The 24,770-nt window shown below is 72.6% G+C and carries 25 protein-coding genes and 1 tRNA gene; 14 read left to right on the top strand and 12 right to left on the bottom strand.

Going from position 1 to position 24,770, the window contains the following annotated elements; translation table 11 throughout:
* From AC1DQC_RS14330 to AC1DQC_RS14300, 7 genes are all read left to right on the top strand, one after another.
* A partial coding sequence (locus tag AC1DQC_RS14330) for a L,D-transpeptidase (RefSeq protein WP_477051916.1) occupies window positions 1-773 on the top strand: 773 nt, incomplete at its 5' end.
* 44 nt (window positions 774-817) lie between these two features.
* Entirely contained in the window at window positions 818-1,495 is a 678-nt protein-coding gene (locus AC1DQC_RS14325) for a phosphatase PAP2 family protein (RefSeq protein WP_477051915.1), read from the top strand.
* Window positions 1,495-2,226, top strand: a complete 732-nt coding sequence (locus tag AC1DQC_RS14320) for a phosphatase PAP2 family protein (protein WP_477051914.1) — start codon at window positions 1,495-1,497, stop codon at window positions 2,224-2,226. Before AC1DQC_RS14325 ends, AC1DQC_RS14320 begins: the two co-directional genes overlap by 1 nt.
* A gap of 21 nt (window positions 2,227-2,247) precedes the next feature.
* On the top strand, window positions 2,248-2,865 hold the full coding sequence (locus tag AC1DQC_RS14315; protein WP_477051913.1) for an FMN-binding negative transcriptional regulator: 618 nt from the start codon (window positions 2,248-2,250) through the stop codon (window positions 2,863-2,865).
* Between the two features lie 114 nt (window positions 2,866-2,979).
* A complete protein-coding gene (locus AC1DQC_RS14310) occupies window positions 2,980-3,354 on the top strand; it encodes a hypothetical protein (RefSeq protein ID WP_477051912.1) in 375 nt (124 codons plus the stop codon).
* A gap of 3 nt (window positions 3,355-3,357) precedes the next feature.
* A complete protein-coding gene (locus AC1DQC_RS14305; RefSeq protein ID WP_477051911.1) occupies window positions 3,358-4,092 on the top strand; it encodes a hypothetical protein in 735 nt (244 codons plus the stop codon).
* A complete protein-coding gene (locus AC1DQC_RS14300) occupies window positions 4,089-5,627 on the top strand; it encodes a protein kinase domain-containing protein (protein ID WP_477051910.1) in 1,539 nt (512 codons plus the stop codon). Before AC1DQC_RS14305 ends, AC1DQC_RS14300 begins: the two co-directional genes overlap by 4 nt.
* 3 nt (window positions 5,628-5,630) lie before the next feature.
* Here the strand turns inward: AC1DQC_RS14300 and AC1DQC_RS14295 are convergent, their stop codons facing one another.
* The 3 genes from AC1DQC_RS14295 to AC1DQC_RS14285 all read right to left on the bottom strand — a co-directional run bounded on the left by AC1DQC_RS14295 (window position 5,631) and on the right by AC1DQC_RS14285 (window position 7,629).
* On the bottom strand, window positions 5,631-7,142 hold the full coding sequence (locus AC1DQC_RS14295; RefSeq protein ID WP_477051909.1) for an outer membrane protein assembly factor BamB family protein: 1,512 nt from the start codon (window positions 7,140-7,142) through the stop codon (window positions 5,631-5,633).
* Between the two features lie 35 nt (window positions 7,143-7,177).
* A complete protein-coding gene (locus AC1DQC_RS14290) occupies window positions 7,178-7,477 on the bottom strand; it encodes a hypothetical protein (RefSeq protein ID WP_477051908.1) in 300 nt (99 codons plus the stop codon).
* A gap of 62 nt (window positions 7,478-7,539) precedes the next feature.
* Window positions 7,540-7,629: transfer RNA gene (locus tag AC1DQC_RS14285), tRNA-Ser, on the bottom strand.
* An 88-nt stretch (window positions 7,630-7,717) separates the two neighbouring features.
* On the opposite strand from AC1DQC_RS14285, the gene AC1DQC_RS14280 reads away from it, so the two are divergent.
* The gene (locus tag AC1DQC_RS14280; protein WP_477051920.1) at window positions 7,718-8,554 is read left to right on the top strand and encodes an NAD-dependent protein deacetylase; all 837 of its coding nucleotides are present in this window, start codon (window positions 7,718-7,720) and stop codon (window positions 8,552-8,554) included.
* Here the strand turns inward: AC1DQC_RS14280 and AC1DQC_RS14275 are convergent.
* A complete protein-coding gene (locus tag AC1DQC_RS14275; protein WP_477051907.1) occupies window positions 8,542-9,021 on the bottom strand; it encodes a nucleoside deaminase in 480 nt (159 codons plus the stop codon). The two genes, AC1DQC_RS14280 and AC1DQC_RS14275, sit on opposite strands and share 13 nt — an antisense overlap.
* A gap of 56 nt (window positions 9,022-9,077) precedes the next feature.
* Here AC1DQC_RS14275 and upp point away from each other — a divergent pair, with 56 nt between their 5' ends.
* From upp to AC1DQC_RS14260, 3 genes are all read left to right on the top strand, one after another.
* Window positions 9,078-9,713 carry a uracil phosphoribosyltransferase gene (gene upp / locus AC1DQC_RS14270; protein WP_477051906.1) on the top strand — a complete coding sequence of 212 codons (636 nt, stop codon included), beginning with the start codon at window positions 9,078-9,080 and terminating at the stop codon, window positions 9,711-9,713.
* A 197-nt stretch (window positions 9,714-9,910) separates the two neighbouring features.
* Entirely contained in the window at window positions 9,911-10,183 is a 273-nt protein-coding gene (locus AC1DQC_RS14265) for a hypothetical protein (RefSeq protein WP_477051905.1), read from the top strand.
* Window positions 10,184-10,234: 51 nt separating this feature from the next.
* Window positions 10,235-10,891, top strand: coding sequence for an SDR family oxidoreductase (locus tag AC1DQC_RS14260; protein ID WP_477051904.1), 657 nt, complete (start codon window positions 10,235-10,237; stop codon window positions 10,889-10,891).
* On the opposite strand, the gene AC1DQC_RS14255 is transcribed toward AC1DQC_RS14260, so the two are convergent.
* The gene (locus AC1DQC_RS14255) at window positions 10,892-14,854 is read right to left on the bottom strand and encodes a sigma-70 family RNA polymerase sigma factor (protein ID WP_477051903.1); all 3,963 of its coding nucleotides are present in this window, start codon (window positions 14,852-14,854) and stop codon (window positions 10,892-10,894) included.
* Window positions 14,855-14,996: 142 nt separating this feature from the next.
* Here AC1DQC_RS14255 and AC1DQC_RS14250 point away from each other — a divergent pair, with 142 nt between their 5' ends.
* Window positions 14,997-15,815: a hypothetical protein gene (locus AC1DQC_RS14250; RefSeq protein ID WP_477051919.1), complete on the top strand. Its 819-nt coding sequence runs from the start codon at window positions 14,997-14,999 to the stop codon at window positions 15,813-15,815.
* A 306-nt stretch (window positions 15,816-16,121) separates the two neighbouring features.
* Complete coding sequence (locus AC1DQC_RS14245) at window positions 16,122-16,817, top strand: aminoglycoside phosphotransferase family protein (protein ID WP_477051902.1); 696 nt, start codon at window positions 16,122-16,124, stop codon at window positions 16,815-16,817.
* A gap of 61 nt (window positions 16,818-16,878) precedes the next feature.
* Here AC1DQC_RS14245 and AC1DQC_RS14240 read toward each other — a convergent pair whose 3' ends face one another.
* The 4 genes from AC1DQC_RS14240 to AC1DQC_RS14225 form a co-directional block, all read right to left on the bottom strand.
* Entirely contained in the window at window positions 16,879-17,178 is a 300-nt protein-coding gene (locus AC1DQC_RS14240) for a DUF1540 domain-containing protein (protein ID WP_477051901.1), read from the bottom strand.
* Window positions 17,179-17,268: 90 nt separating this feature from the next.
* Window positions 17,269-18,198 (bottom strand): DUF2510 domain-containing protein, encoded by a 930-nt coding sequence (locus AC1DQC_RS14235; RefSeq protein ID WP_477051900.1) that lies wholly within the window; start codon window positions 18,196-18,198, stop codon window positions 17,269-17,271.
* Window positions 18,199-18,285: 87 nt separating this feature from the next.
* Complete coding sequence (locus tag AC1DQC_RS14230) at window positions 18,286-19,095, bottom strand: DUF2510 domain-containing protein (RefSeq protein ID WP_477051899.1); 810 nt, start codon at window positions 19,093-19,095, stop codon at window positions 18,286-18,288.
* A 166-nt stretch (window positions 19,096-19,261) separates the two neighbouring features.
* Complete coding sequence (locus AC1DQC_RS14225) at window positions 19,262-19,774, bottom strand: Lrp/AsnC family transcriptional regulator (protein ID WP_477051898.1); 513 nt, start codon at window positions 19,772-19,774, stop codon at window positions 19,262-19,264.
* Between the two features lie 105 nt (window positions 19,775-19,879).
* On the opposite strand from AC1DQC_RS14225, the gene AC1DQC_RS14220 reads away from it, so the two are divergent.
* Entirely contained in the window at window positions 19,880-21,094 is a 1,215-nt protein-coding gene (locus tag AC1DQC_RS14220; protein WP_477051897.1) for an MFS transporter, read from the top strand.
* A 69-nt stretch (window positions 21,095-21,163) separates the two neighbouring features.
* On the opposite strand, the gene nrdF is transcribed toward AC1DQC_RS14220, so the two are convergent.
* From nrdF to nrdI, 3 genes are read right to left on the bottom strand one after another with little or no spacing between them, the layout of a single operon-like run.
* Window positions 21,164-22,138: a class 1b ribonucleoside-diphosphate reductase subunit beta gene (nrdF, locus tag AC1DQC_RS14215; protein WP_146846702.1), complete on the bottom strand. Its 975-nt coding sequence runs from the start codon at window positions 22,136-22,138 to the stop codon at window positions 21,164-21,166.
* A 40-nt stretch (window positions 22,139-22,178) separates the two neighbouring features.
* Window positions 22,179-24,326, bottom strand: a complete 2,148-nt coding sequence (gene nrdE, locus AC1DQC_RS14210) for a class 1b ribonucleoside-diphosphate reductase subunit alpha (protein ID WP_477051896.1) — start codon at window positions 24,324-24,326, stop codon at window positions 22,179-22,181.
* Window positions 24,296-24,712, bottom strand: a complete 417-nt coding sequence (gene nrdI, locus AC1DQC_RS14205) for a class Ib ribonucleoside-diphosphate reductase assembly flavoprotein NrdI (protein WP_477051895.1) — start codon at window positions 24,710-24,712, stop codon at window positions 24,296-24,298. Before nrdI ends, nrdE begins: the two co-directional genes overlap by 31 nt.
* Window positions 24,713-24,770: the final 58 nt, after the last annotated feature.

The following is a 24,770-nucleotide window of genomic DNA, read 5'->3' as shown; positions in this document are numbered from 1 at the left end:
TCGCCGCGCCGGTCGCCGCCGCGAAGGCCGCCGCACCCGCGGTGGCCCCGCCACCGGTCGCGGACCTCGCCGCGCTGCCGGTGGTCGACCCGCTGCACGTCGTCGCCGGTCTGCCCGGCACGGACGGCCTCACGCAGCGCGCCAGCGACGACCCGACGCTCGGCCGCTGGCAGACGGCCCTCGTCACCCGCGACACCCCCGCCCGCGTGGCCCCGGCGGGCGCGGCCATCGGCGTGGTGCCCGCACTCACGCTCGAGGTGCCCACCACGCTGCCGGTGATCGACCGTCGTGGCAGGTGGCTGCGCGTCATGCTCGCCACCCGCGGCGCGCTGCCCAGCCAGGACGCCACCCAGGTCAACGACCGCAGCGCGTGGATCGACTCCGCCGACACCGTCCCCACCGGCACCAGCTGGACGGTCCAGGTGGACACCGCGGCGCAGACCATCACCGTGGACGACGGCACGGCCACGCGGGTCTTCCCCGTCAAGGCGACCGGCAGCCCGGACAAGCCGACCCCCCACGTCCCCGCGTTCCTCGTCGGCACGCGGTGGCTCGAGCCCGGCACGACCACCCCCCGCGTCCTGCTGCTGTCCACGCAGAGCGAGACCATGGACGACTACGACAAGGTCACCCACACGTCGGCGACCGCGATCCACACGACGACGCTGCGCGGCACCGGCCCGGTCTCCAACGGCTGCGTCCGCGTGGCCGACGACGTGCTCGACCTGCTCTGGCAGGCCCCCGCGGGCACGGTCGTCACGACCGTCGGCTGAGCGCTCGACGCGCGCGCCAGGCGCCTGGCCCCTACCCTCCGGGGATGCGTCCCCTGCCGCTCCGTCGCCGCGCGCTCCTGCGCGCCGGGCTGTTCGCGGTCGCCTTCACGATCCCCGTCGCGGTGCTCGCGTACGTGGTGCGCGCCCAGGTCGAGGACGTCCTGCGCCTCGACCGGCAGGCCATCGAGGCCGCGACGTCGTTCACGCGCGAGCACCCGGCGCTGCAGCAGGCGCTCGTCGTGTGGCAGCAGGCCTTCCAGGCCAAGTGGGTGAACCTCGCCGCGACCCTGGTGTGCGTCTGGGTGTGGCGACGCCACGGCCTGACCACCCGGGCGCTGTGGGCCTTCCTCACGATCATGGCCGCGTGGGCGGTGCAGCTCGGTGCCAAGGGGCTGGTGCAGCGGACCCGGCCGGTGGTCGAGGACGCCCTCGAGCACGCGCCAGGCTCCAGCTTCCCGTCGGGTCATGCGACGAACACGGCCGCGGTCGCGCTGACCCTGACTTTGCTGGTCTGGCCGCTGCTGGGACGCCGCGGCCGGGTCGTGGTGCCCGTCGTCGCCGCCGCCGCCACCCTGCTCACGGGCCTCGACCGCGTGCTGCTCGGCGTGCACTTCCCCTCCGACGTCGTCGCAGGGTTCGCTCTGGGGACGGCCCTCGCGGGCGCGTCCTACCTCGGGTACAGCGGCTGGTCCGCGACGGCCCCCGATCCGGAGGTGACGTGATGCATACCTTCCTGCACCGCTACGAGCTCGACACGTCCGCCCCCACCCGCAAGGAGGCCTGGCGGGACTTCGCCGTCCGGGTGCTCCTGCCCGCCGTCGGGCTGTGGGTCGTCGTCGTCGGCGTCGGGTTCCTCATCACCGGGCCGCTGGGGGGCTTCCCCCGCGAGGCCGCGGTGAACCGCTGGTTCGAGTCCGTGCGCACGCCGGCGCTGAACTCCGTCACGGCCGTCCTGTCGGGGATCGGGACCACCGAGTTCATCATCGGCGCGTGCGTGCTGTTCGTCGGGCTGTTCTGGTGGCGCACCAAGCAGTGGTGGCTCGCGATCGTGCCTGCGCAGGCGATCGCGGTGCAGGCCCTCGTGTTCATGACCGCCGCCCTGGTGGTCGGCCGCGAGCGCCCCGAGGTCGAGCACCTCGACGACTCCCCGCCCACGTCCGCCTACCCGAGCGGGCACACCGGCGCGTCGACGGCCTTCTACGTCACGCTCGCCATGGTGGCCCAGCGGATCGGGAACCCCGTGGCCCGTGCCGTCGTCACGATCCTGTGCCTGCTCGTGCCGATCTCCGTCGGCACTGCCCGGCTCTACCGCGGCATGCACAGCCCGACGGACGTGGCCATGGGCGCCCTCAACGGCCTGGTCTGCGCCTTCCTGGCCTGGAACTACCTGCGCCGCGACGTGTCGGGCGCCACTACCGGCACCGCGAAGGAGCAGGTCGGCCTCAGCCGCTGAGCGCCGTGGCATAGTCGCCAGGTGCTCCAGAACCCGAAGTTCGCCACGGACGACCCCGCGGCGCTGCGCGCCCTGGTGGACGGCTATCCGTGGGCGACCCTCGTCTCCTCCACGGACACCGGTCTCGCGGCGAGCCACTACCCGATGCTGTGGGAGGACCGCGGCGACGACGCGATATCGCTGGTCACGCACCTGGGCCGTCCCGACGAGCTCAACCACCGACTCGACGGGTCCGACGTGCTCGTGGTCGTGCAGGGGCCGCACGCCTACATCTCGACCCGCTGGTACCCCGAGGGCCAGTTCGTGCCGACGTGGAACCACGTCAGCGCGCACCTCACGTGCCGGCCCGAGGTGCTCTCGGCGGAGGAGAACTACGCGGTGCTCTGCCGCCTCGTCGAGCACTTCGAGGGCACGGGTGAGGGGGCGCGGCTGCTGCCCGCCTTCGACGGCCCCGCCCGTGCGGTCGCCCGTGGGACGGTCGGCGTCCGGCTGCACGTCGAGAGCTTCCGCATGGTGGAGAAGCTGAGCCAGAACAAGCCACCGGAGGTCGTCGAGAGGCTCGTCGAGGAGCTCGAGCAGCGGCCGTTCGACCTGCACGCCGCGCTCGCGGCCGAGATGCGCCGGGCGAACCTGGCCTGATCGGGCCGCCGCCCGTATCTCCCCCTCCCGCGTCGGCTCCTCTCCCATGAGCGACCGCACCGAGGTCGCCGGGCCCGGCGCCGTCCGGCGCGGGCACACCTGGGAGGGGTAGCCATGGGGTTCTACGTGAAAGACCTGTACGTCCAGCGCGTGCCGAAGTTCCAGTGGCACGACAAGCTGACCAACCCGCCGACCGTCCCCGAGACGTCGCCGATCATCCGTGTCGCGGCACTGTCGCCGCAGATCGCGCACGTGCAGGAGCGCGGCGGCGGCGGGGGCGTCTTCCTGCCCGCCGACGACACCACGCTCTACACGATCCCGACCTCGATCACCCCGATCGTCACGCCGGTCGGCCGGCTCCAGGAGGCCGACCTGCAGCAGGTGCGCGAGACGCTCACCGTGACGCTCAAGGCCGTCGAGCAGCAGATCGAGGCCATGCAGCCGACCGCGGAGGACCTGTCCTACGCGACGTCCGTCCTCAAGGGCTGACCGATGCCGACCCCTCCCGGCGGGCGCCTCGCCCAGATGACCCGCACCGCGGTCGTCCGGGCGGCCGCGCTCGCCGGGTGGGTCGGGCCGGACGAGCTCACCGCGGTCCTCTACCGGTCGGGCGGCACCGCACCGGACCCGCGCGAGGACCCCCGCCTGCCGCGTGTCCTCGCCGACCGCGCCGAGCGGTCGGCGCCCGGCGGGCTGGAGGGCTACGACCGGTCCCGCACCGAGCACTGGAACGGGTGGACGGCACCGGGGACCGACACCTCGACGCAGGTGCACAAGGTCTACGTGAGCCCGACGCTGCCGTGCCTGCCCGCGGCGCTGCCGGTCGTCTTCGCCACCGCCGCCGCGCTCGGGGTGCCGTCGTGGAAGGTGGGCGCCGACACGGCGGGGCTGCACCGGCCCGACAAGGTCGTGCTCTACCTCCCGTCGGCGCGGCGGGCCGACGAGTGCGCCGCGCTCCTCGCGGACGCGCTCGGCGGTCTCGACGCGCAAGGCGTCCCGTTCACCGGGCAGGTCGGCGACACCGGCATCGTGTCCCGCGGCCGCGACCACGGCCGGCAGAGCTGGCGCGCCGTCGTGTGCCGCGCCGTCGCCGAGGCCCTGGCCGACCGGCGCCTCGTCCTCGGGCCCGACGCCCCGCACCAGCAGGTCGCCGACGATGCCCTGGCGTCCCTCGCGCCGGCCGTCGACGTCGCCACCTGGCAGCCCGAGACCCGGGTCCCCGCATGACCGCCGCCGAGCTGCGCTACGTCCTGCACGGCGACGTCGAGACCGTGCCGATGCCGGACCAGGACGAGGTGCTCGTCGCGCGGCGCGGCAGCCGCGTCCCACCGCAGCTGCTCTCCGGCGACGCGATGGCGCTGCTGGAGCACTTCCGCCACCCGTCGACCCTGGTCGAGGCCGTCCTCGCCTACGCCGCCGCGGCGGGCACGGACCCGATGAGCACGCTCGACCAGTCGTTCGGCGTCCTCGTCGCCCTCACGCGCAGCGACATCCTCGTGGCGGACGGCACCGCGCCCGCCGAGTCGCTGCGGGACCGGCACCGGATCGGCGAGCAGGTCGGGCCGGCCACGATCACGTCCCGCATCCGCGTGCTGCGCGACAGCGAGATCTGGCGGGCGACGCTGGCGGACGGCACGCGAGTCGTGGTCAAGGTCGTCGACGACGACGTCCACGGCGCCGGCCTGGTGACCCGCGAGCTCGCGGCCCTCGAGCGGCTGGACGGCTCCGTCGCCCCGCGGCTCGTGTGGCACGAGCTCTCCCCGACCGGCGGCACGCTCGTGCTCGACGAGGTCGACGGCGACCCGGCCGACCTGGCGGTTCTCACGGTCGACGGCGACGCCCGCCGGCGCGTGGCCGCGGCGGTGCTTGACGCCTACGTCAAGCTGCACGCGCGCGGCGTCCTGCACGGCGACGTCCACCCCGGCAACGTGCTCGTCGGCCCCGACGGCCGCGTCACGCTCGTCGACTTCGGCCTCGCGGGCACCGGCGGTGCGCCCCCGCCCCGCCCAGGCGGCGGCGAGTACCTCGACCCGCGGGCCGCGGCGGCCCTCCTGGCCGCTGCCCCGACGCCTCCGCTCGACGCCGCCGCCGAGCAGTACGCCGTGGCGGCCGTGGTCTACCGCCTGCTCACGGGCGCCCCGCCGCTCGACCTCGCCTGCGAGCGCGAGGAGGCCCTGCGCCGGCTCGCCCACGACCGACCGCGTCCCTTCGTCGCGGTCGGCGCGCCCAGCCGGCACGCGGTCGAGCGCGTCCTGCGCCGGGCGCTGTCCACCGACCCCGCCCGTCGGTACGCCTCGGTGCGCACGTTCCGCGACGCCTTCGTCGCGGCCCGGACCGAGCCCACGACCCATCGGCCCGACCTGCGCGGCGTCCTGCTCGCGCTCGACGTCGACGGCCCGGCGTGGTCGTCGGCAGACGACGCCCGCGCTGCCCACGTCGCCTGGTTCCTCGACCGCGTGGCCGCCCTCACCGGCGACCCGCTCGCGTTCGACCTCGCGCTGCTCTGGTCGGCCCGCAGCCGCCACGCCGCACCTCCCGCGCCGCCCGCGGGCAGCCCGCTCTGCCGAGCACACCGGGCGCTCGCCACCCACGCCCGCACGGGTCGGCCGTCGTCGTTGGCGGCCGCCCGCGGCGTCGCCGCGTTCCTGGGATCGGACCTGACGCAGCCGGTCGACGTCCTGACCGGCGGCTGGGCGGGACTGCTGCTCACCCTCGAGTGCGACCGACCCGCGCTGGCCGTCGCGCCCGGGGCCTCGGGGTGAGACCTAGCGCATCAGGACGTACTCGCCGGTAGCCGGGTTGTACCAGACGAGGTCGTGCGGTGCGGCGACGACCTGACGGATCCCCGCCGGGAACGGCGTCCGGAACGCCACCTCCCCCGTGGCCGGGTCGTACGCGACCACCCCCGGGCCGGCGGCGTCGGGGAGGCTGTCGAACGGGACGAGCAGGTGGCGTCCGTCGGTGAACATCAGCCCCGCCCTCATCTCGGTCTCGATCTTCGCGTCCCACAGCCGCTCCCCGGTGCGCGCGTCGTACGCGATGATCTGCCCGTTGGTCAGCACGAACGCCCGGCCGCGCATCATCAGGACCATCGCCGGACTGACGCGCTTGTCCGACCACAGCTCCGTCCCCGTCCTGACATCCCATGCGTGCAGTGCCGAGTCCGACGTCAGCAGCAGCCCCGGGACGCTGCCGTCATCGAGCACCCGGTACACGACCTGCCCGTCCACGGTGACGTCGGACGCCGGGTCGCCGTCGGGCGCGAGGAACATCGACTTGCTCCCGTCCTGGAGCTGCACCATGACCATCCCGAACGGCTCGATCACCACCCCGCCCCCGCTGAACGACACATGGGTACCGTCACCCCCCAGCTCGCGCACCAGCTCACCGCCTGAGGACAGCAACAGCAGATGCCCGTCCGGCGGGATGTACCCGAGGAGATTCCCGACCGGGAAGACCGACGTGCTCAACAGCTCGCCCTCGGAGTACACGAAGGGAGCTAGCCACGGGTCCGTCCGGGACCAGCGCACCTCTCCGGTCAACGCATCGAACGCCGTGAGCACCGCGCCATCTGCGGAGCCGGACCCGACAGCGACGATGCCTCCGGGAAGCACGGAGATCATGTCGCCGACGTCGAGAGGCCAGGTCGACACGACGCTGCCGTCCTCGGGGGACATGACGATCACCTTCCGGACCGTCGCCGGCACGCGACGCAGGCCGCCGCCGTCGTCGACGGAGCTGTCGGTGACGAACGCGCCGTCCATGACCAGGCAGGCAACAAGCGCGGCATCGCCCCGAGGCACGACGTCGACGGCGCCGAACCCGGGCGCGATGTCGCTCACGCAGGTGCTGCCCGCAACGATCTGGGGCGACATGAGGTCAGCCAGTGCCGCAGAGGGCCCCGCCAGGTTCGCCGTCCACTGCGGTCCACCGTCGAACCACGTGAACGATTGCGACCCGTCGGCGGCGTGCTCGACGCTGCCGCCGGCGTACCCGAACATCGTGTTGATGTCGTCCGACGAGATCGTCCGGTCGGCGACGAGCGTCTCGCCGACCGGAGCGACCACCCCCGAGACGGTGGCCAGCTCGGCGACGGCGGCCCGCTCCCGCAGCACGGCAACGCCCTGCACGGCACCCAGCACGACGACCACACCGACGACACCGCCGGCCAACCACCGCCGCCGTGGCGCTCGGCGACGCTCGTCCTGGTGCGCCGCCGGTTCGGTGGCGTCCTCGTCGAGCAGCTCGACCTCTTGCAGCTCAAGCCGCCGTGTCATGGCCGGACACTACCGAGCGGGTCGACCGCTCGTGGCTACTTCTCCTCCGGCTCACCGAGCGCGCGGCGAAGGCGTTGGTTGACCATGGTCAGCAGCTCGTCGAGGGAGGCCGAGGCAGGGACACCAAGGTCGGCAGCCAGACGTCGCTGCAGGTGCGCCATCGCGTGCGGCGTCACATCTCCGACGGCCGCACTCCCAGCAAGGATCGCCACGACGCCGATCAGGGCAGCGGCATCCGCCCGATCGATCGTCACGGTCGCTTCGTCAGCTCTCACAGCACGATCATCGTGCCGCGCTCCCGTCCGCACCGCCTCTTCGACGAATCCGGCGAGCATCCAGTGACCGGAACGACGAAGGACCCCACTTCCGCATGTTCGTGCGGGTGGGGCCCTTCGACTGGCGGTAGCGGTGGGATTTGAACCCACGGTGGACTTTCACCCACACACGCTTTCGAGGCGTGCTCCTTAGGCCGCTCGGACACGCTACCTCGGCGAGAAGAGTACCTGGTCGGGAGCCCGTCCTCCGAATCGGCGTCGTACCGTGGACCGGTGAGCACGACGAACGACGCCGTCCCGATGACCGCCGGCTCCCTCGCCGACGTCGTCGAGGTGCTCGCCGGGCACCGCCTGGCGGTGCTCACGGGCGCGGGGGTCTCGACGGACTCCGGCATCCCCGACTACCGCGGGCCGGACTCCCCGCCGCGCACGCCGATGACGTTCCAGCAGTTCACGGGCGACGAGGGCTTCCGTCGGCACTACTGGGCACGCAACCACGTCGGGTGGCGGCACGTGCACCGGACCATGCCGAACGCCGGGCACCGGGCGCTCGCGGCGCTCGAGCACCGCGGCGTCGTCACCGGGCTCATCACGCAGAACGTCGACCTCCTGCACGAGGCCGCCGGCTCGCGGCACGTGATCGACCTGCACGGCCGCTACGACCGGGTCCGCTGCCTGTCCTGCGGCAGGGTGATCTCCCGCGCCGAGCTGGCCGACCGGCTCGACGCCCTCAACCCCGGTTTCGCGGAAGCGGTCGCGGACGTCGAGATCGCGCCCGACGCCGACGCCGTCCTCGAGCAGACCAGCGGCTTCGTCGTCGCCGCCTGCAGTGCGTGCGGCGGCATGCTCAAGCCGGACATCGTGTACTTCGGCGAGACCGTCCCGCGGGAGCGGGTCGAGCGGGCGTACGCGATGGTCGACGCCGCCGACGCGCTGCTGGTCGCCGGCTCGTCGCTCACCGTGCAGTCGGGCCTGCGGTTCGTGCGCCACGCGGCGCAGACCGGCAAGCCGGTGGTCGTCGTGAACCGGGGGGCCACGCGCGGGGACAAGTACGCGGCCGTGACGCTCGACGCGGGGACGTCGGAGACGCTCACCGACCTCTCGGAGTCGCTGCCGACGCCACGTCAGTCGCGCTGAGCCTCGAAGAAGCGGCGCAGCAGCAGCCCGCACTCCTCGGCCCGCACGCCGCCCACCACCTCGACACGGTGGTTGAGCCGCCGGTCGCGCACCACGTCCCACTGCGACCCGCACGCGCCGGCCTTGGGGTCCCACGCGCCGAGCACCAGTCGGGGGATCCGGGCGAGCACCGTCGCGCCGGCACACATCAGGCACGGCTCGAGGGTGACGACGAGAGTGCAGTCGTCCAGCCGCCAGCGCCCCAGGGTCTCCGCCGCCGAGCGCAGGGCGAGGACCTCCGCGTGCCCGGTGGGGTCGGCGTGCGCCTCGCGGGAGTTGCGACCGCGCCCGACCACCTCGCCGCGCGGCCCCACGACGACCGCGCCGACCGGGACGTCGTCGGTGAGCACGGCCCGGCGCGCCTCGTCGAGCGCGAGCCCCATCGCCCACGCGTCGACGGGTTGCCACGGACGGTCGGCGTCGGTCATGCGGGCATCATCGCGCAGGCAGCAGCGAGACGGCAGGAGGCCGGTAGGTTGTGGCCATGCGCCTGCACGTCGCGGACCACCCCCTGGTCGCCCACAAGCTCACCGTCCTGCGCGACGAGAAGACCGCGTCGCCCACCTTCCGGCTCCTGGTCGACGAGCTGGTGACCCTGCTCGCCTACGAGGCGACGCGCGAGGTGCACGTCGAGGCGGTCGACATCGTCACGCCGGTGACGGCGACCACGGGCGTCAAGCTGGCCGACCCCCGCCCGATCGTCGTGCCCATCCTGCGCGCCGGGCTCGGCATGCTCGACGGGATGACCCGCCTGCTGCCCACCGCCGAGGTGGGCTTCCTCGGGATGCAGCGCGACGAGCAGACGCTCGAGGCGATCACGTACGCGAACCGGCTCCCCGACGACCTCTCGGGCCGGCAGTGCTTCCTCCTCGACCCCATGCTCGCCACCGGCGGCACGCTCGTGGCGGCGATCGACTACCTGCTCAAGCGCGGCGCCCGCGACGTGACCGCCGTCTGCCTCCTGGCGGCGCCCGAGGGGCTCGCCGTGGTCGAGCAGTTCGTGGGCGACCGGGCCGACGTCTCGGTCGTCGTGGCCGCCGTGGACGAGCGGCTCAACGACAAGGCGTACATCGTGCCGGGCCTCGGCGACGCGGGCGACCGGCTCTACGGGGTCGTGTAGCCCGTCCCACCCCCTGGGACACCGAGGAATCGCCCTTGGTGCCGACGAGTCGGCGTGCGACAGTCCCTTCATGACCACGTCTGCGCTGCGCCCCGTCGCCGCGTATCCGTGCGCGTGTCATCGGTCCTGATCCCCCAGGCCCCTCGACCAGACCGCCGCCCGCTCGGGCGCCGCGGACCGCGCACCCGGAGATCCCCATGGCCCTGCCCGTCCCTCTTCCCCCACCCCGTCCCCAGCCGGGACTCGTGCTCTACGTCAGCGTCCCGCTAGGCACCGCCCACGCGCCCGGTGACCTGGCCGAGGTGGCCGAGGTGCTCCGCGAGCTCGCCACCGAGATGATCCCCGGCGCGGACACGTACACGGCGTTGTCCCTGGCCCCGGCCGGTTCCGACGACGTGCACCGCCTCGGCGACCGGCTCAGTCACCTACGGCTCCTCGACGTCGAGGCCGACCCGGGCGAGGCCGGCTGAGCGTGGGCGCTCCGGTCGCCTGAGCCCGCCGCCGTGCATACCGTGGACGGCATGCGGGTCGCCATCGCGGGGGGTCACGGGCAGGTCGCCCGTCAGTTGTCCCGCGCCCTCACAGCGCGCGGGGACGTCCCCGTCGCCCTCGTCCGCCAGCTCGGGCACGTCGACGACGTCGTCTCCGACGGTGCGGAGGCGGTCGTGCTCGACCTCGAGCGGGCGAACGCGCGCGACGTCGCCGAGGCCATCGCCGGTGCCGATGCCGTCGTGTTCGCCGCGGGAGCAGGTCCGGGCAGCGGCATCGACCGCAAGGACAGCGTCGACCGCGCCGCCGCGGGCCTCTTGGCCGACGGCGCCGAGCAGGCCGGCGTACGTCGGTACGTGCTCGTCTCGTCGATGGGCGCAGGCGCGCCCCCGCCGCCGGGCACCGACGAGGTGTTCGCCGCGTACCTCGTGGCCAAGCGCGCCGCCGAGCAGGACCTCCGCGCGCGCGAGCTCGCCTGGACGATCCTGCGACCCGGCGCGCTCACGGACGACCCCGCCTCCGGGACGGTGGCGCTCGAGCCGTCGGTCGCACGCGGCGCGGTGCCGCGCGCGGACGTCGCGGCGGTGCTCGTCGCGCTGCTGCACGAGCCGCGATCGGCTCGGCTCGTGCTCGAGCTGGTCAGCGGGGACGTGCCCGTGACCGCGGCCGTGGCCGCCGCGCTCGCCTGATCAGCCGACCGCGGGCGTCCCGACGTCGTCGGCGGGCGTGGTCCGCAGGGTGATCGCACCGATGAGGTACTGGTCGCCGGCGGTCGTCGGGGTCAGCGAGCTCACGTCGCACGCGAGCGTGACCTGTTGGAACGCCTTGGCGTCGGTCCCCAGCGAGTTGTTCGCGCGCCATCCGGTCGCCGTGGAGTCGAAGGCGTTCGTGTCCGAGCCGGCCGTGCCGTCCCAGCGCGTCGGGACGAGAGCGCGACGCGCGTTCGAGCCACCACCCTGGCAGGTGTCCCCGAGCAGCAGGCGGTCGCCCGTGCCCGTGCGGTCCCCTTCCCATGCCACGACGCCGATCCGTGCCGTGGTGCCGGCGACGGACGCGAACTCGAACGCCGGCGGCACGGCCGACGTCCCGATCCACTGGCCGCCGTCGTAGACGGTCACGGACGCGTCGGAGCCCGGGTCGCCATACACGACGAGCAGCGACCAGCCCGCGTAGTACGTCCGGTCGTTGTCCTTGGCGGTCGCGCTCACCGCCACGTCGGCCACCGACCAGTCCCCCGCACCCGAGGCGGCGACCAGCGACGTGACGTCCGCGAACGACTGGTAGTAGCTCCGGCCCGCGTTGTCGGTCGGCTGGGCCAGCACCTGACCGTTGACGTGGTCGTAGGACCCGCCCGGGGCCCGCACCAGCGCCTGGGTCAGCGGTCCGCTCCACTTGTCGCCGGGGCCGGCGTTCGCCGACCAGTACAGACCTGCGAACAGGATCGGCCGGCCGGTGGGGACGGTGAGCCGGGCCGTCGACGACACCGGGACCTTCGCGCGCGGCGTCTTGGGGGCGGGCGGCGCGTCGTCGAGCGGGACCATGGTGAGGCTGTTGTTGTCGCGGGTGCCGTTGGCCAGCGCCGCCGCGCACTCCGGCAGGGCCGCGGCGCAGCTCAGCAGGGGCGCGCCGATCTCGGTGACGTCGGCGTTCTCGAAGCTGTCGCGGGCGGTCAGCCCTGCCGACGACGTCTGCACCGTCCCGACAGCGCGGACGGCCGCCACCCCGGGGGCTGCGACCACGACGATCGCCGGGCCCTTCGCGCTGCCGGCCCACCGCACGTTGACCAGCACCTGCTGCGACCCGCCCGCGGGGATCGTCGCGAGCTTGCAGACGACCGTGCGCCGGTCCGGCGACGAGACGCAGCCGGGCACGTCGKGCGCGGGGCTGCCCGGGTCGGCGCGGAGGTTCACGGGCAGCGTGAGGACGGCGGTCGGCTCGACCGCGTCCGCGACGCTCGCGCTCACCGTGAACCGGGCGGTCCCCGTGCCGTCCGCGCCCAGCAGGATGTAGGGGTCCGCCTTGTCGAGGGCGAGCACCGGGGACAGGGCGCTGACCGCGATGCTGAGGTCGGGAGCCGGGTCGGCGTCGGGCGCCTGGGCGGACACCGTGACGGTCCCCAGCTGCCCGAACGCCGCAGGGACGGCCAGCAGCCCGACCGGGACGTCGAGGCCGGCACCCGGGTCGAGCCTCGCAGCGCTGCAGACCACGGTCGCCGACGACGCGTCGGAGCAGCTCCACGCGTCCCCGCTCACGACGGGCGAGCCGAACGCGACCGTGCCGGGCCGACGCAGCGTCACCTGGACGCCGACGGCGGGCAGGTCACCCGTGTTCGTGACGCGCACCGGCACCTGCGCGGGCGACCCCAGCGCGACCGTCGCACCGCTGGGACCGGTGATCGCCAGGGCGGCCGGGCGCTGCAGAGTGAACGGCACCGCGATGTTCTCGGCGGTCTGCCGCCCGCTGGGTGAGAGCTGGACCGAGAGCGACCGGCTGACGACGGCCTCCGGCGAGCCAGCGGTGAGCAGGAGGGACAACGGCACGTCCGCCCGCGCGGCCACGGCGCCCGGTCGGCAGGTCAGCGGCTGGGCGCCCGTGCAGGTCCAGGTGGCCGAGCCGGGGGCGGCCGCGGCCGTCACACCGGCCGGGAGGTACACCGCCACCCCGCCCGCGCCCGCCGCGAGCGCCGTCCCGCCGACGTTGGCGACCGCCAGGTCGAGCTGGCGGGTGCGTCCGCTCACGAGCCCGACGGTGCCCGGGCGGGCGCGCAGCGTGAGTCGGGCGGGCGCGGCCGCGATGGCGACCCGGATGGGCGGCGCGACGTAGTCGATCCCGGAGCCGAGCACCCGGAAGCCGACCTCGCCGTCCTCCCGGTCGTAGGACTCGTCGATCGAGACGCGCAGCACGACGGTCGACGTCGCGCCGCCGGGCAGAGAGTCGAGCGTGCACCGGGCGATCCCCGTGGCGTCGCCGGTCACGCACACCCATCCCCCCGCACCGACCACGGCGAACCGCCCGCTGGTGGCTCCCGCGAACGCGGAGGCCGCCACGCCGTCCAGCGTCACGCCCTGGGGCAAGGTCACGTCAGCGACCAGATCGGTCGCGGTGGCCTCACCGCTGTTGTGCAGCCCGAAGGACAGCTCCTGGTCGCCCAGGCCAGCCTCGAGCGTCAGCCCTCCCGGCGGCAGCTCGACGCTGACGGCGGCCGGCGTCGGCGGCACGGGGTCGGTGGGGCCCGTGGGATCCGTCGGGCCTGCGACCACCGGGTCCGTCGTCACTGGGTCGGCGGTCACCGCTCCCTCGGGGGGCACGGTGCCGTCGTCGGCCGCCAGCCCGGTGGGCTCAGGGGTGGGGACCGCGGTCGGGTCCGCCGTGGGGTCGGTGGTGGGCTCCGGCGTCGGGTCCATGGTGGGGATGTCGGTCGGCTGCGGGAGGACGAGAGCGCCCGCGGTCGACGACGGATCGGGGGTCGCCGAACTCGACTCGCTCGCGGACGAGGTCGGGGCTGCGACGGTGGCGTCGTCGGGGGAACCGAGCAGGGTGACGATGCTGATCGCAGCCGCGGCAGCCAGCGCGACGCTGCCGACGGCGATCGCGGCCGCACCGAGGGGGATCGCCGCGAGGAACGCCGCCACCCCGCCCGCAGCGGCGGCCCCACCCGCTGCACCGGCACCCACGACCCCGACCGCACCCGTGGCGGCCGTGCCCGCCGTCACGGCGCTCAGACCGGTCGCGCCGGCGGCTCCACCGGCGGTCGCCAGCCCACCGGCACCGCCGCCCGCACCGAAGCCACCGGCACCGGCACCCGCACCCGTGGCCGCTGCGCCCGCCGCGATCCCGCCGCCGACGGGCAGCAGCACGCCCAGCGCCGCGATCCCGGCGAACCCGAGCACCAGGGGCGCGATGACGGAGCGCATGCCGTGGTTGACGTCGCCGAGCTCGAGCACCAGGCCCCGACACGTCCCGCAGCTCTCCAGGTGCGCCTCGACCTGCGCCGTCTCGCGGCTGCCGAGGCCGCCGCGCACGTATGCGCCGAGCTTTCCCGCGACCGAGCGACAGCCCTCGTCGAGCGGGTGCTGCAGGTGCTCCTGCAGGTAGGCCTGACGCAGTCCCTCGCGCGCGCGATAAGCAAGAGCGGCCACACCGTTGGCGGTCAGCCCCAACGTCGGGGCGATCTCCGCGGGGCTCAGCCCTTCGACCTCCGTGTGCCACAGCACGGCCTGCCACCGCTCCGGCAGCGAGTGGAAGGCGCGCGCGACGACTCCCCGCTCGAAGCCCGCGAGCGCCGGCTCTTCGGCCGTCCCGGCCAGCGCCGTGCCGGCCTCGAGGACCGCGATGTCGTCGGTGGGCTGGACCCGCCGCGCCTTCTCGCGCCGCAGCCCTGCCACTCGACGGACGACGGTGAACAGGTACGCGCGGAACGCGGACTCGGGCCCGCTGCCACGCTGCAGGGCACCGAACACGGCAGCGAACGAGTCGGCGACGACGTCGTCGGCGTCGGCCGGGGAGTCGGTGTACTGCCGGGCGACCACCCAGGCCGCGCCGGAGTGCCGTTCGTAGAGCGCGCCGAGCGCAGCGGCGTCGCCGGAACGAGCGGATGCGATGAGCTCCGCATCCCCCACGACCCCGTCGTCGAGCTCCGCGCTTGCTGACACGAAATCTCCCGTCGGCTTCCTTGTACGACGGCACAGCCTGCCATATGCGGCGTTTCCACATAAGCAGGGTGAAATTCGCCGGGTGAAAAGCGTCGGACCGGCGTCATGGCCGACAGGTGTCGGCCTCTCATCCGGCGTGACGATGATTCCAGGGTCGAACAACGCTGCCCTGCCCGCACTTCCGGGCCCGCTCCCCGACGGCGCGCTACCAGCCGCGCTGCGGGACCGCTGGCGCGACGAGAGCGTCCGCTCCGTCTGGTTGCGCCCGTCCGACTGGTACCACCCCGCCGTGGATGCTCTCGCCGCCGCGCTCCTCGCCGATGGCGATCGTGACGCCGCCGCGGCCGAGCTGGGCCGGGCGCGGGGCTACGACGGCGTCGGCATCGGCGAGACGATGGACGACCTCACCTGCCTGTACCGCACGCTGGGCGCCGACGAGCCGCCGATGGCCGTCCTGCGCTCGCTGTGCGAAGGGTGGGCCGACGCCCAGTCCGGCTCGATCGCGTTCGGCACCGCGCTCGACCCCGAGTCGGGCCTGCCCAGCCGGCAGTACCTGGCCATCCGGCTCGCGGAGACCTACCGCGACGCCGCACTCCCCACCCAACGTGCGCGGACGGTCGCCGACCTCGGCCACCACCTGGTGCTCGTGGACGTGGCCGCAGGGACCGTCGACCCCTTCACGCGTGCAGCGAGGTCGGCCGCGGTCGGTGCAGCGCTGACGACGACCTACGGCGAGGGTCACCCGATGGCGACGTTGGGCGGCGGGGTCTTCGCGATCCTGGCGCGGGCCGACGAGGACCCGCACCCGCCGCTCGAGAAGCTCCATCGCGAGATCGCGCGGCGCTGCGAGCTGCTCGAGGTCCGAGCCTCGGCGCGACAGCCGGTCCGCGTGTGGGTCGAGCCGCTCCCCGCCACCCACGAGCAGGCGCTGCAGACGCTCGAGCGGGTCTCCCGGCCCTGACGCGGACTGTCCGACAGGTGTCCGCCTGGTGTCCCGCTGGTCAAGCGCAGGTCAGGGACTTCTTGGTAGTCGTCAGGGGACATCCCGGGCGAATGCGTCTACCGTCGATCCATGAACTCCGCCGGACTAGCTCCGAGCGATCCCGCGACGCCTTCGGAACAGAGGGCGGCCGAGGCCGCTGAGAACCACCCGCACGACGCCTCACCCGATCTTCCGACCCAGCCCGACCGTCGCTCCGCTCTCCCCCTCGGCCACCCCGTCCCGGCCGTCGACCCCGCCCTGGCAGCATCCGACGAGCCCGGACCGGTGCTCGCCGCAGGCGAGACCGCCGACGTGTTCGCGCTCGACGACCACTACGTCCTGCGCCGCTACCGCTCCGGACGGGACGCCTCGCCCGAGGTGGAGCTCCTGCGGCACGTGGTCGCGCACGGCTTCCCCGCGCCCGCCGTCCACCAGGCCAGCGGACCCGACCTCGTGCTCGAGCGCCTGCACGGCCCGACCCTCCTCCAGGCGCTGGCCGCCGGTGAGGTCTCGATCGCCGACGCCGCCGCGATCCTCACCGACCTGCACGACCGGCTGCACGCCATCGCCCCGCCGGAGAACTGGGGACCGGACGAGCCCGGCTCCTGGCCCCTCGTCGCCGCCGGGCCGGCGATCGTGCACCTCGACCTCCACCCGGGCAACGTCATCCTCACGGAGTGCCACGGCCCGGCGCTCGTCGACTGGACGAACGCGCGCACCGGCACCGCTGAGCTCGATGTCGCGCTCACGGCGCTGATCGTCGCCGAGGTCGCGGTCGACGCGGGCGGCGTCTACTCCCAGGCCGCCCGCGCCCTGCTCGCCGCCTTCCTGCAGGCGACGACGGTCGATCCCCTCGCGGCCCTCGACGACGCGGCAGCGTTGCGCGCCCAGGACCCGTCCCTCGTGCCCGGCGAGCGGGAGCTCGTGCCCGCGGCCGCCGTCCTCATCCGCGACCTGGTCGAGGTCGCCGCCCACCCCTGACGCCACGCACGACGACGGCCGCCCCCCTTGCTGGGGACGGCCGTGGGTCGGTTCCGCGCGGTCAGCGGGGAGCGAAGGTGAGGCAGTCGGCTTCCTCGTGGCCCGCGCCGACGCGGATGGACTCCGCCGAGCACTCGAGCGAGGAGTTGTGCACGCACTCGGCCCGTTGGCAGGCGCCGACGTGGGTGATGACCTTGTCGAGGCCGCCCTTGGTGCCCAGCGGGAAGAACGTGGTGCACTGCGCGTCGCCCGTGGCCCCTCCGATGTTCACGGCGGCCGCGTGGCAGTGCGAGTGGTCGTTGTACGAACAACCGGCGACCGAACACTCGGAAACGGCGGGCATGTCCATCAGGGTGCTCATGACGACCTCCGTGGGACTGGCAGCTGGTCCTCTCGACGCTAGACCCGTTGCACCCGGGCCGCCTAGCAAGGAAGGGCTGGCTTACCGAGGTCAGGACCCGGACCCGTCGGGCTGTCTCCGGAGCGCGCGCACCCCGCCGACGAGCTCGCGCGTCGAGAGCACGACGCCCACGGCGCCGACGGCCGGGAAGAACCAGACCAGCCACGTCGGCCCGTCGCCGGACGGGAGGGCGTGGGCCATCACCGCCCCGACGAGCATCACGACCACGGAGGCACCCAGGCCGGCGACGAGGCCCCACAGCGACATGATCGCCGCGCCGGCCCGTAGTGCTGCGCGGGTGCCGCGGTAGTCGGAGGCGGCCACGGGCTGGGTCCAGACGCCCTCTGCGGCCGGTCGAGGATCGAGCCGAGCGGCACCGCCCGCGGCCGGGTAGGACGCTGCGGTCGGCGGCGTGGGCGGCCGCGGAACGATCGGCTCCGCGCCATGGGCAGGCGGGCTCGACAACGGGCCGCCGTCCGCGGTCGGGAGCCAGGCGCTCGGGCTCGCGGAGCCGTACGCGACGATCCCGTCCCGGTCGGGGGTGGCCGCGGCCGGGCGCGGCTTCTCGGGAAGGGCGTCGGTGATCGTGTCGACGAGCAGCTGCTCACCGATCCCCGCGAGGGCGCCGAGCATCCCGCCCCTCTGGCGCAGCTGGTAGACCGCCTCGACCGCGGCCTGGTGCTCGGCGGGAACCCGCACGTCCCCGCCGCCGCTGGCGGCCCGCGCCTGCGCGGCGAGCAGACCGGCCAGCTCGATGCCGGCGTAGCGGTCGTCGGTGATCGGTGCGTACGCGTGGGTGATCTGCTCGCCGGGACCGTGGAACGTCACCGGGCCGATGCCGCCGGTCACCTCCTGGCCGAGCACCGGCCGGCCCGCCGTCGATGCCGGCTGGACGTTCTCGGTCCACCGCGCGCCGTCCCACCAACGGAGCATGCCCTCCCGCTGGGGGTCCGGGTACCAGCCGGGCGGGGGTGTCTCCACGGTGCTCCACTTCGTCGACGGTCGGTCCGGGAGAGATCGGCGCGCTCGACCCGCCGGTTGAGCCGGTTCGTCCGCCTGCAGCAGCGATCAGCCACGTTCCGGTCGTCGGCCCGACACCAGGGCGACGAGCCCTTTGCCCCCGGCCACGAGCCCGCCGACCACCAGCCCCACCCCGATCACCGGGAAGATCGCCATGAGCAGCAACCATCCGGCCGGCTCCGGAAGGCGGGCGGTGCCGTCCCAGGGCGTGGCCGTCGTGTAGATCACGGTCGTCGCGGACCCGACGGCTGGGCAGCCGCTCGACCGGAACCCCGCCCGCGCCCGATAGAGGGATCCGTCGACGGCGAACGACGCCTCCGGCGAGCACGACCGACCGTCGCTGCTGATGGTCTCGTGCTGATCGACGACGACGCCGTGCGTCGAGGTCTCCCCGGCGCCGGCCCGCGTCGCCTCCCACTCGGGCACGAAGCCGACGAGGCCCACGAGCAGGAAGATCGAACCGATCCCCAGCATGGGCAGCGCGGACACCACACCCGCGAGCCCGGCAAGGATGCGACCGCTCACGAGGTGCACTGCGGGTGCGATCGGCGCGTCGACTATCGGGCCGACCGGCTCCGGGTGAGGGTCGAGGGTTCCCCGGATCAGGTCCGGCGCGGCAGAACGTCCTCGAATCGAGGGCCTCCGCGTCAGCACGTCGACCGTCCTCGGGCGGTGGGCGGCGCTCGCGGCGTCGCGCGCCCTGACCACCGAGATCGGCTCCGGCAGCCACGGCTCCGGCGTGACCGGTGCGTCCTCCACCGTCGGCCGCTCGACGTCCGCCCAGCGCAGACCGTCCCACCAGCGCAGCATCCCCGCGGCAATCGGGCTCGCGTACCAGCCGGGTGGTGGTGCGCTCACGTCGGCTCCCCTCGGCTGCAGGCCGGCACGGCTCCCCGCGCCGGCCACGAGCGGAATCGGTCCGACCGGGCCGCGAGTTGAGCCGGGGTGCTCGGGAACAGCCGAACGGCCGACCCGAAGAGAATCGGTCGTTGGTGAGGCTGGAGAGCAGAGAAGGGCCTCGCGCTCAGGCGTGGTCCGGCCGAGGCTCGCGGCTCCATCCCGGCGACGGTCGTGCGGAGGGGTTGTCCGCGCGCGGTTCTGTGACCGGGCGGCCCTCGTACTGGGTGGACAGCACGATCTGGGTGTCCATCTCGCCGTGCCGCCCGATGCGCTCGAAGATCTCCTCCAGGTGCGGCATCGACGAGGCACGGACCCGCAGCAGGGTGCACGAGCTGCCGCTGAGCTTGTGGATCTCGACGACCTCGGGGAAGTCGTCGGAGGCCGTGGTCTTGAGCAGGCAGAGGCCGGATGAGCAGCGCAGCTTGATGAACGCGGTCAGCGGGAGGCCTGCGCGAGCGGGGTCGATCCGGGCCTGGTAGCCGGCGATCACGCCCATGTCCTCCAGCCGCCGCACCCTGTCGGCGACCGCGGGCGCGGACAGATTGACCTTGCGGCCGAGCTGGTTGAACGACAGGCGACCGTCCTCCTGGAGCTCGGAGAGGATGCGCCAGTCGGTGCCGTCGAGCGCTCTGCTCATCTGCAAACCGTATCGCCCGAACACGTCACGATCGCGAGGCGAAGTGCGACGAACGCCTGCGATCGGCCATTCAGTGCGGCGCCGCTCCTTCGTAGCGTCGAACGCATGACGCTGAGCACGGCACGCCTCCCCACAGCGGTCATCCCGGCGACGTCGGCGCTGTTCGTCGGCGCCGCCCTGAACAGCGCGATCATCGCCACGACCAGCGCGGTGGCCGCACTGGTCACGGTCGACGTCCTCAGGCAGGCCTGGGGCGGGGTGCCCAGCACCGCGGCCGTCGTCGGCACCGGGCTCGGCGCCCTCCTCGTCACTTCTGTCACCCGCCGCGCCGGCACCCCCACGGCCCTGCGGCTCGGATACCTCGCGAGCACGATCGGCGCGGCGGCCGGTGCCGTCGCGGTGCCGCTCGGCAACGTCGGGATGCTGGTGGGCGCCATGCTCCTGATCGGGCTGGGGAACGCCGCCGCGCAGCTGTCCCGGTACGCGGCCGCCGAGCTCGTGCCCTCCCGACGCCGCGGGTTCGCCATCGGCCTGATCGTGTGGGCCGGCACCATCGGCGCAGTCGGCGGCCCGCTGCTCCTGCTTCCCACGGCGCGGCTCGCCGGCGCCCTCGGAGAGCCCGCCCTGTCCGGCGCGTTCCTGCTCAGCGTGCCGGCGGGTCTGCTCGCCGCGCTCGCGGTGAGCAGGCTGCGCACCGCCCGACGACCCGCCGGCGGACGGGCGGTGCCCGTGCGGACCATCCTGGGCTCCCCGGCCGGCCGCGACGGCCTCGCCGTGATGGTCACCGGCCAGGTCGTGATGGCGGCCGTGATGACGTCGGTGCCGGTCCACCTGCACCTGCACCACCACGGGCTGGCCGTCGTCGGCCTCGTCCTCGCGGCCCACACGCTCGGCATGTTCGTGCTGTCACCGGTCACGGGGCGCCTCGTCGACGTCCTGGGCGCGGGGCTGGTGATGGCGCTCGGCCTGCTCACGCTCCTGGTCTCGACGCTGGTGGCCGCGTCCGGCGCCCTCGTCCCTCAGGCGGTCGGTCTGTTCGTGCTCGGCTACGGATGGAACCTCTGCTTCGTCGGCGGCAGCGGGTCGCTCGCCGTCGGGCTGCCCGCGGAGCAGCGGGCCGACGTGGAGGGCTCCGTCGAGGCCGTCGTCTGGATCTCGGCCGCGGCCGGCACCCTGACGTCGACCATGGTCCTCGCGCTCGCCGGGTGGTCGGCGCTGACGCTCGGGGCCGGCACTCTCGTCCTCGTGCCGGCCCTCCTCCTGCTCAGCGATCGGCAGCGAACCGCGCCTGGAGCCTTCCGACGAGCCTCCCGGCGATGAACGTCCCTCTCACCGTGCGCCCCAAGGTCGAACAGCCCGAACCGATCGTGGGTGCGAGCTGAGCGCGGGTCAGAAGTCCCAGTCGTCGTCCTCGGTGTTGACGGCCTTGCCGATGACGTACGACGAGCCCGAGCCGGAGAAGAAGTCATGGTTCTCGTCGGCGTTCGGGGACAGGGCCGACAGGATCGCCGGGTTCACGTCGGTCTCGTCGCGCGGGAAGAGCGACTCGTAGCCGAGGTTCATCAGCGCCTTGTTGGCGTTGTAGCGCAGGAACTTCTTGACGTCCTCGGTCAGGCCGACGCCGTCGTAGAGGTCCTGGGTGTACTCGACCTCGTTGTCGTACAGCTCGAAGAGGAGCTCGAACGTGTAGTCCTTGAGCTCGGCCTTCTCGGCCGCCGACAGCTTCTCGAGGCCCTTCTGGTACTTGTAGCCGATGTAGTACCCGTGCACGGCCTCGTCGCGGATGATCAGGCGGATGAGGTCGGCCGTGTTGGTCAGCTTGGCGCGGCTGGACCAGTACATCGGCAGGTAGAAGCCCGAGTAGAAGAGGAACGACTCGAGCAGGGTGCTCGCGACCTTCCGCTTCAGGGGCGAGTCGCCGCGGTAGTAGTCCATGACGATCTCGGCCTTGCGCTGCAGGTTCGGGTTCTCTTCCGACCAGCGGAACGCCTCGTCGATCTCCTTGGTGGAGCACAGCGTCGAGAAGATCGAGCTGTACGACTTGGCGTGCACCGACTCCATGAACGCGATGTTCGTGTAGACGGCCTCCTCGTGCGGCGTGATCGCGTCGGGGATGAGCGAGACGGCGCCGACGGTGCCCTGGATGGTGTCGAGCAGCGTCAGGCCGGTGAAGACGCGCATGGTGAGCGTCTTCTCCTGCTCCGTCAGCGTGGCCCACGACTGCACGTCGTTGGAGACCGGGACCTTCTCCGGCAGCCAGAAGTTGCCGACGAGGCGGTCCCAGACGTCCGCGTCCTTGTCGTCGTCGAGCCGGTTCCAGTTGATCGCGGAGACGCGGCTGACGAGCTTGAGCTTCTCGCTCATCGGAGTGCTTCCTTCGTGTCGTTCAGGGTCGGCGTGAGGGTCACAGCATGCACGAGACGCAACCCTCCACTTCCGTCCCCTCCAGTGCCAGCTGGCGCAGGCGGATGTAGTAGATCGTCTTGATGCCCTTGCGCCAGGCGTAGATCTGCGCCTTGTTCAGGTCACGGGTGGTGGCCGTGTCCTTGAAGAAGAGCGTCAGCGACAGACCCTGGTCGACGTGCTGCGTCGCCTCGGCGTAGGTGTCGATGACCTTCTCGTAGCCGATCTCGTACGCGTCCTGGTAGTACTCCAGGTTGTCGTTCGTCATGAACGGCGCCGGGTAGTAGACGCGGCCGATCTTGCCTTCCTTGCGGATCTCGATCTTCGACGCGATCGGGTGGATCGAGCTCGTCGAGTGGTTGATGTACGAGATCGAGCCGGTGGGCGGCACCGCCTGCAGGTTCTGGTTGTAGATGCCGTGCTCCTGCACCAGGGCAGCGAGCGCCTTCCAGTCGTCCTGCGTCGGGATGTGCACGCCGGCCTCGGCGAACAGCGCCTCGATGCGGGCGGTCCTCGGCTTCCACTCCTTCTCCGTGTACTTCTCGAAGTACTCGCCGGTCGCGTACTTGGAGTCCTCGAAGCCGAAGAACTTCTGCTTGCGCTCCTGCGCGAGCAGGTTCGACGCACGGATGGCGTGGTACGCCACCGTGTAGAAGTACATGTTGGTGAAGTCGAGGCCCTCGTCGGACCCGTAGAAGATGCGCTCGCGCGCCAGGTAGCCGTGCAGGTTCATCTGGCCGAGGCCGATCGCGTGGCCGCCGGCGTTCGCCTTCTTGATGGACGGCACCGACTCGATGTCCGTCTGGTCGGAGACGCCGGTCAGCGCGCGGATGGCCACCTCGACGGACTTGCCGAAGTCGGGCGAGTCCATCGACAGCGCGATGTTCATCGAGCCGAGGTTGCAGGAGATGTCGCGGCCGACCGTCTTGTACGAGAGGTCCTCGTTGTACTCCGACGGCGTCGAGACCTGCAGGATCTCCGAGCACAGGTTCGAGTGCGTGATCTTGCCGGCGATCGGGTTGGCCCGGTTCACCGTGTCCTCGAACATGACGTACGGGTAGCCGGACTCGAACTGCAGCTCCGCCAGCGTCTGGAAGAACTCGCGGGCGCTGATCTTGGTCTTCTTGATCCGCGCGTCGTCGACCATCTCGTAGTACTTCTCGGTGACGTTGATGTCCGCGAACGGCACCCCGTACACGCGCTCGACGTCGTACGGCGAGAACAGGTACATGGGCTCGTTCTTCTTCGCCAGCTCGAACGTGATGTCCGGGATGACGACGCCCAGCGAGAGGGTCTTGATGCGGATCTTCTCGTCGGCGTTCTCGCGCTTGGTGTCGAGGAACCGGTAGATGTCCGGGTGGTGCGCGTGCAGGTACACGGCGCCGGCGCCCTGACGCGCACCCAGCTGGTTGGCGTACGAGAACGAGTCCTCGAGCAGCTTCATCACAGGGATGACGCCGGAGCTCTGGTTCTCGATGTGCTTGATGGGCGCGCCGTGCTCGCGGATGTTGCTGAGCAGGAGGGCCACGCCACCGCCGCGCTTGGACAGCTGCAGGGCGGAGTTGATGCCGCGCGCGATCGACTCCATGTTGTCCTCGATGCGCAGCAGGAAGCAGGAGACGGGCTCGCCGCGCTGCGCCTTGCCGAGGTTGAGGAACGTGGGGGTCGCGGGCTGGAAGCGGCCGGACACGATCTCGTCGACGAGGGAGATCGCGAAGTCCTGGTTCCCCTCGGCCAGCGCGAGCGCGACCATGCAGACCCGGTCCTCGAAGCGCTCGAGGTACCGCTTCCCGTCGAACGTCTTCAGCGTGTACGACGTGTAGTACTTGAACGCGCCGAGGAACGTCTGGAAACGGAACTTCTTCGAGTACGCGTACTCGAAGAGCGTCTTGATGAACGCGCGGTCATACTGCGCGAGCACCTCGGGGTCGTAGTACTTGTTCTCGACGAGGTAGTCGAGCTTCTCGTTCAGGTCGTGGAAGAAGACCGTGTTCTGGTTGACGTGCTGCAGGAAGTACGCCCGCGCCGCCTCACGGTCCTTGTCGAACTGGATCTCGCCGTTCGCGCCATAGAGGTTCAGCATGGCGTTGAGGGCGTGGTAATCCAGTCCCGACGTCTCTACGCGGGTATCTGCGACTGTCGCTGCCAAAATCTTCCCAATCCCTCACGGACGGCTGTGACGTCCTCGTTCGTTCCCATGAGCTCGAAGCCGTACAGGTAGGGGACGTGGCACTTGGCCGCGATGATGTCCCCCGCGATGCAGTACTTCTCGCCGAAGTTCGTGTTGCCGGCCGCGATGACTCCGCGGATCAGCGCACGGTTGTCCTCGTCGTTGAGGAACTTGATGACCTGCTTGGGTACTGCGCCACCCTCGTTGCCCCCGCCGTACGTCGGCAGGATCAGCACGTACGGCTCGGAGGCGTGCAGGAACGGATCTGTCGGCCGCAGCGGGATGCGCTGGGCAGGCAGACCGAGCTTCTGCACGAATCGGTGGGTGTTGTCCGAGGCGGAGGAGAAGTAGACCAGGGAGCTCATCGGTCGGATCCCCTCGCTCGGGTCGTGCTGCTGCTGCGACGAGCCCGCCGAGCCGGCG

Source organism: Cellulomonas sp. P4_H12, from assembly GCF_056400905.1.
The sequence above is the reverse complement of the archived record's forward strand: the minus strand, read 5'-3'. Positions and strand labels throughout refer to the sequence as shown.

Bases quoted from the DNA above. Each gene is read 5' to 3' on its own strand.
- AC1DQC_RS14325 (WP_477051915.1), top strand. From the start codon at position 818: ATGCGTCCCCTGCCGCTCCGTCGCCGCGCGCTCCTGCGCGCCGGGCTG.
- AC1DQC_RS14320 (WP_477051914.1), top strand. From the start codon at position 1,495: ATGCATACCTTCCTGCACCGCTACGAGCTCGACACGTCCGCCCCCACC.
- AC1DQC_RS14310 (WP_477051912.1), top strand. From the start codon at position 2,980: ATGGGGTTCTACGTGAAAGACCTGTACGTCCAGCGCGTGCCGAAGTTC.
- AC1DQC_RS14305 (WP_477051911.1), top strand. From the start codon at position 3,358: ATGCCGACCCCTCCCGGCGGGCGCCTCGCCCAGATGACCCGCACCGCG.
- AC1DQC_RS14300 (WP_477051910.1), top strand. From the start codon at position 4,089: ATGACCGCCGCCGAGCTGCGCTACGTCCTGCACGGCGACGTCGAGACC.
- AC1DQC_RS14295 (WP_477051909.1), bottom strand. From the start codon at position 7,142: ATGACACGGCGGCTTGAGCTGCAAGAGGTCGAGCTGCTCGACGAGGAC.
- AC1DQC_RS14290 (WP_477051908.1), bottom strand. From the start codon at position 7,477: ATGCTCGCCGGATTCGTCGAAGAGGCGGTGCGGACGGGAGCGCGGCAC.
- AC1DQC_RS14280 (WP_477051920.1), top strand. From the start codon at position 7,718: ATGACCGCCGGCTCCCTCGCCGACGTCGTCGAGGTGCTCGCCGGGCAC.
- AC1DQC_RS14275 (WP_477051907.1), bottom strand. From the start codon at position 9,021: ATGACCGACGCCGACCGTCCGTGGCAACCCGTCGACGCGTGGGCGATG.
- upp (WP_477051906.1), top strand. From the start codon at position 9,078: ATGCGCCTGCACGTCGCGGACCACCCCCTGGTCGCCCACAAGCTCACC.
- AC1DQC_RS14265 (WP_477051905.1), top strand. From the start codon at position 9,911: ATGGCCCTGCCCGTCCCTCTTCCCCCACCCCGTCCCCAGCCGGGACTC.
- AC1DQC_RS14260 (WP_477051904.1), top strand. From the start codon at position 10,235: ATGCGGGTCGCCATCGCGGGGGGTCACGGGCAGGTCGCCCGTCAGTTG.
- AC1DQC_RS14250 (WP_477051919.1), top strand. From the start codon at position 14,997: ATGATTCCAGGGTCGAACAACGCTGCCCTGCCCGCACTTCCGGGCCCG.
- AC1DQC_RS14240 (WP_477051901.1), bottom strand. From the start codon at position 17,178: ATGAGCACCCTGATGGACATGCCCGCCGTTTCCGAGTGTTCGGTCGCC.
- AC1DQC_RS14225 (WP_477051898.1), bottom strand. From the start codon at position 19,774: ATGAGCAGAGCGCTCGACGGCACCGACTGGCGCATCCTCTCCGAGCTC.
- AC1DQC_RS14220 (WP_477051897.1), top strand. From the start codon at position 19,880: ATGACGCTGAGCACGGCACGCCTCCCCACAGCGGTCATCCCGGCGACG.
- nrdF (WP_146846702.1), bottom strand. From the start codon at position 22,138: ATGAGCGAGAAGCTCAAGCTCGTCAGCCGCGTCTCCGCGATCAACTGG.
- nrdI (WP_477051895.1), bottom strand. From the start codon at position 24,712: ATGAGCTCCCTGGTCTACTTCTCCTCCGCCTCGGACAACACCCACCGA.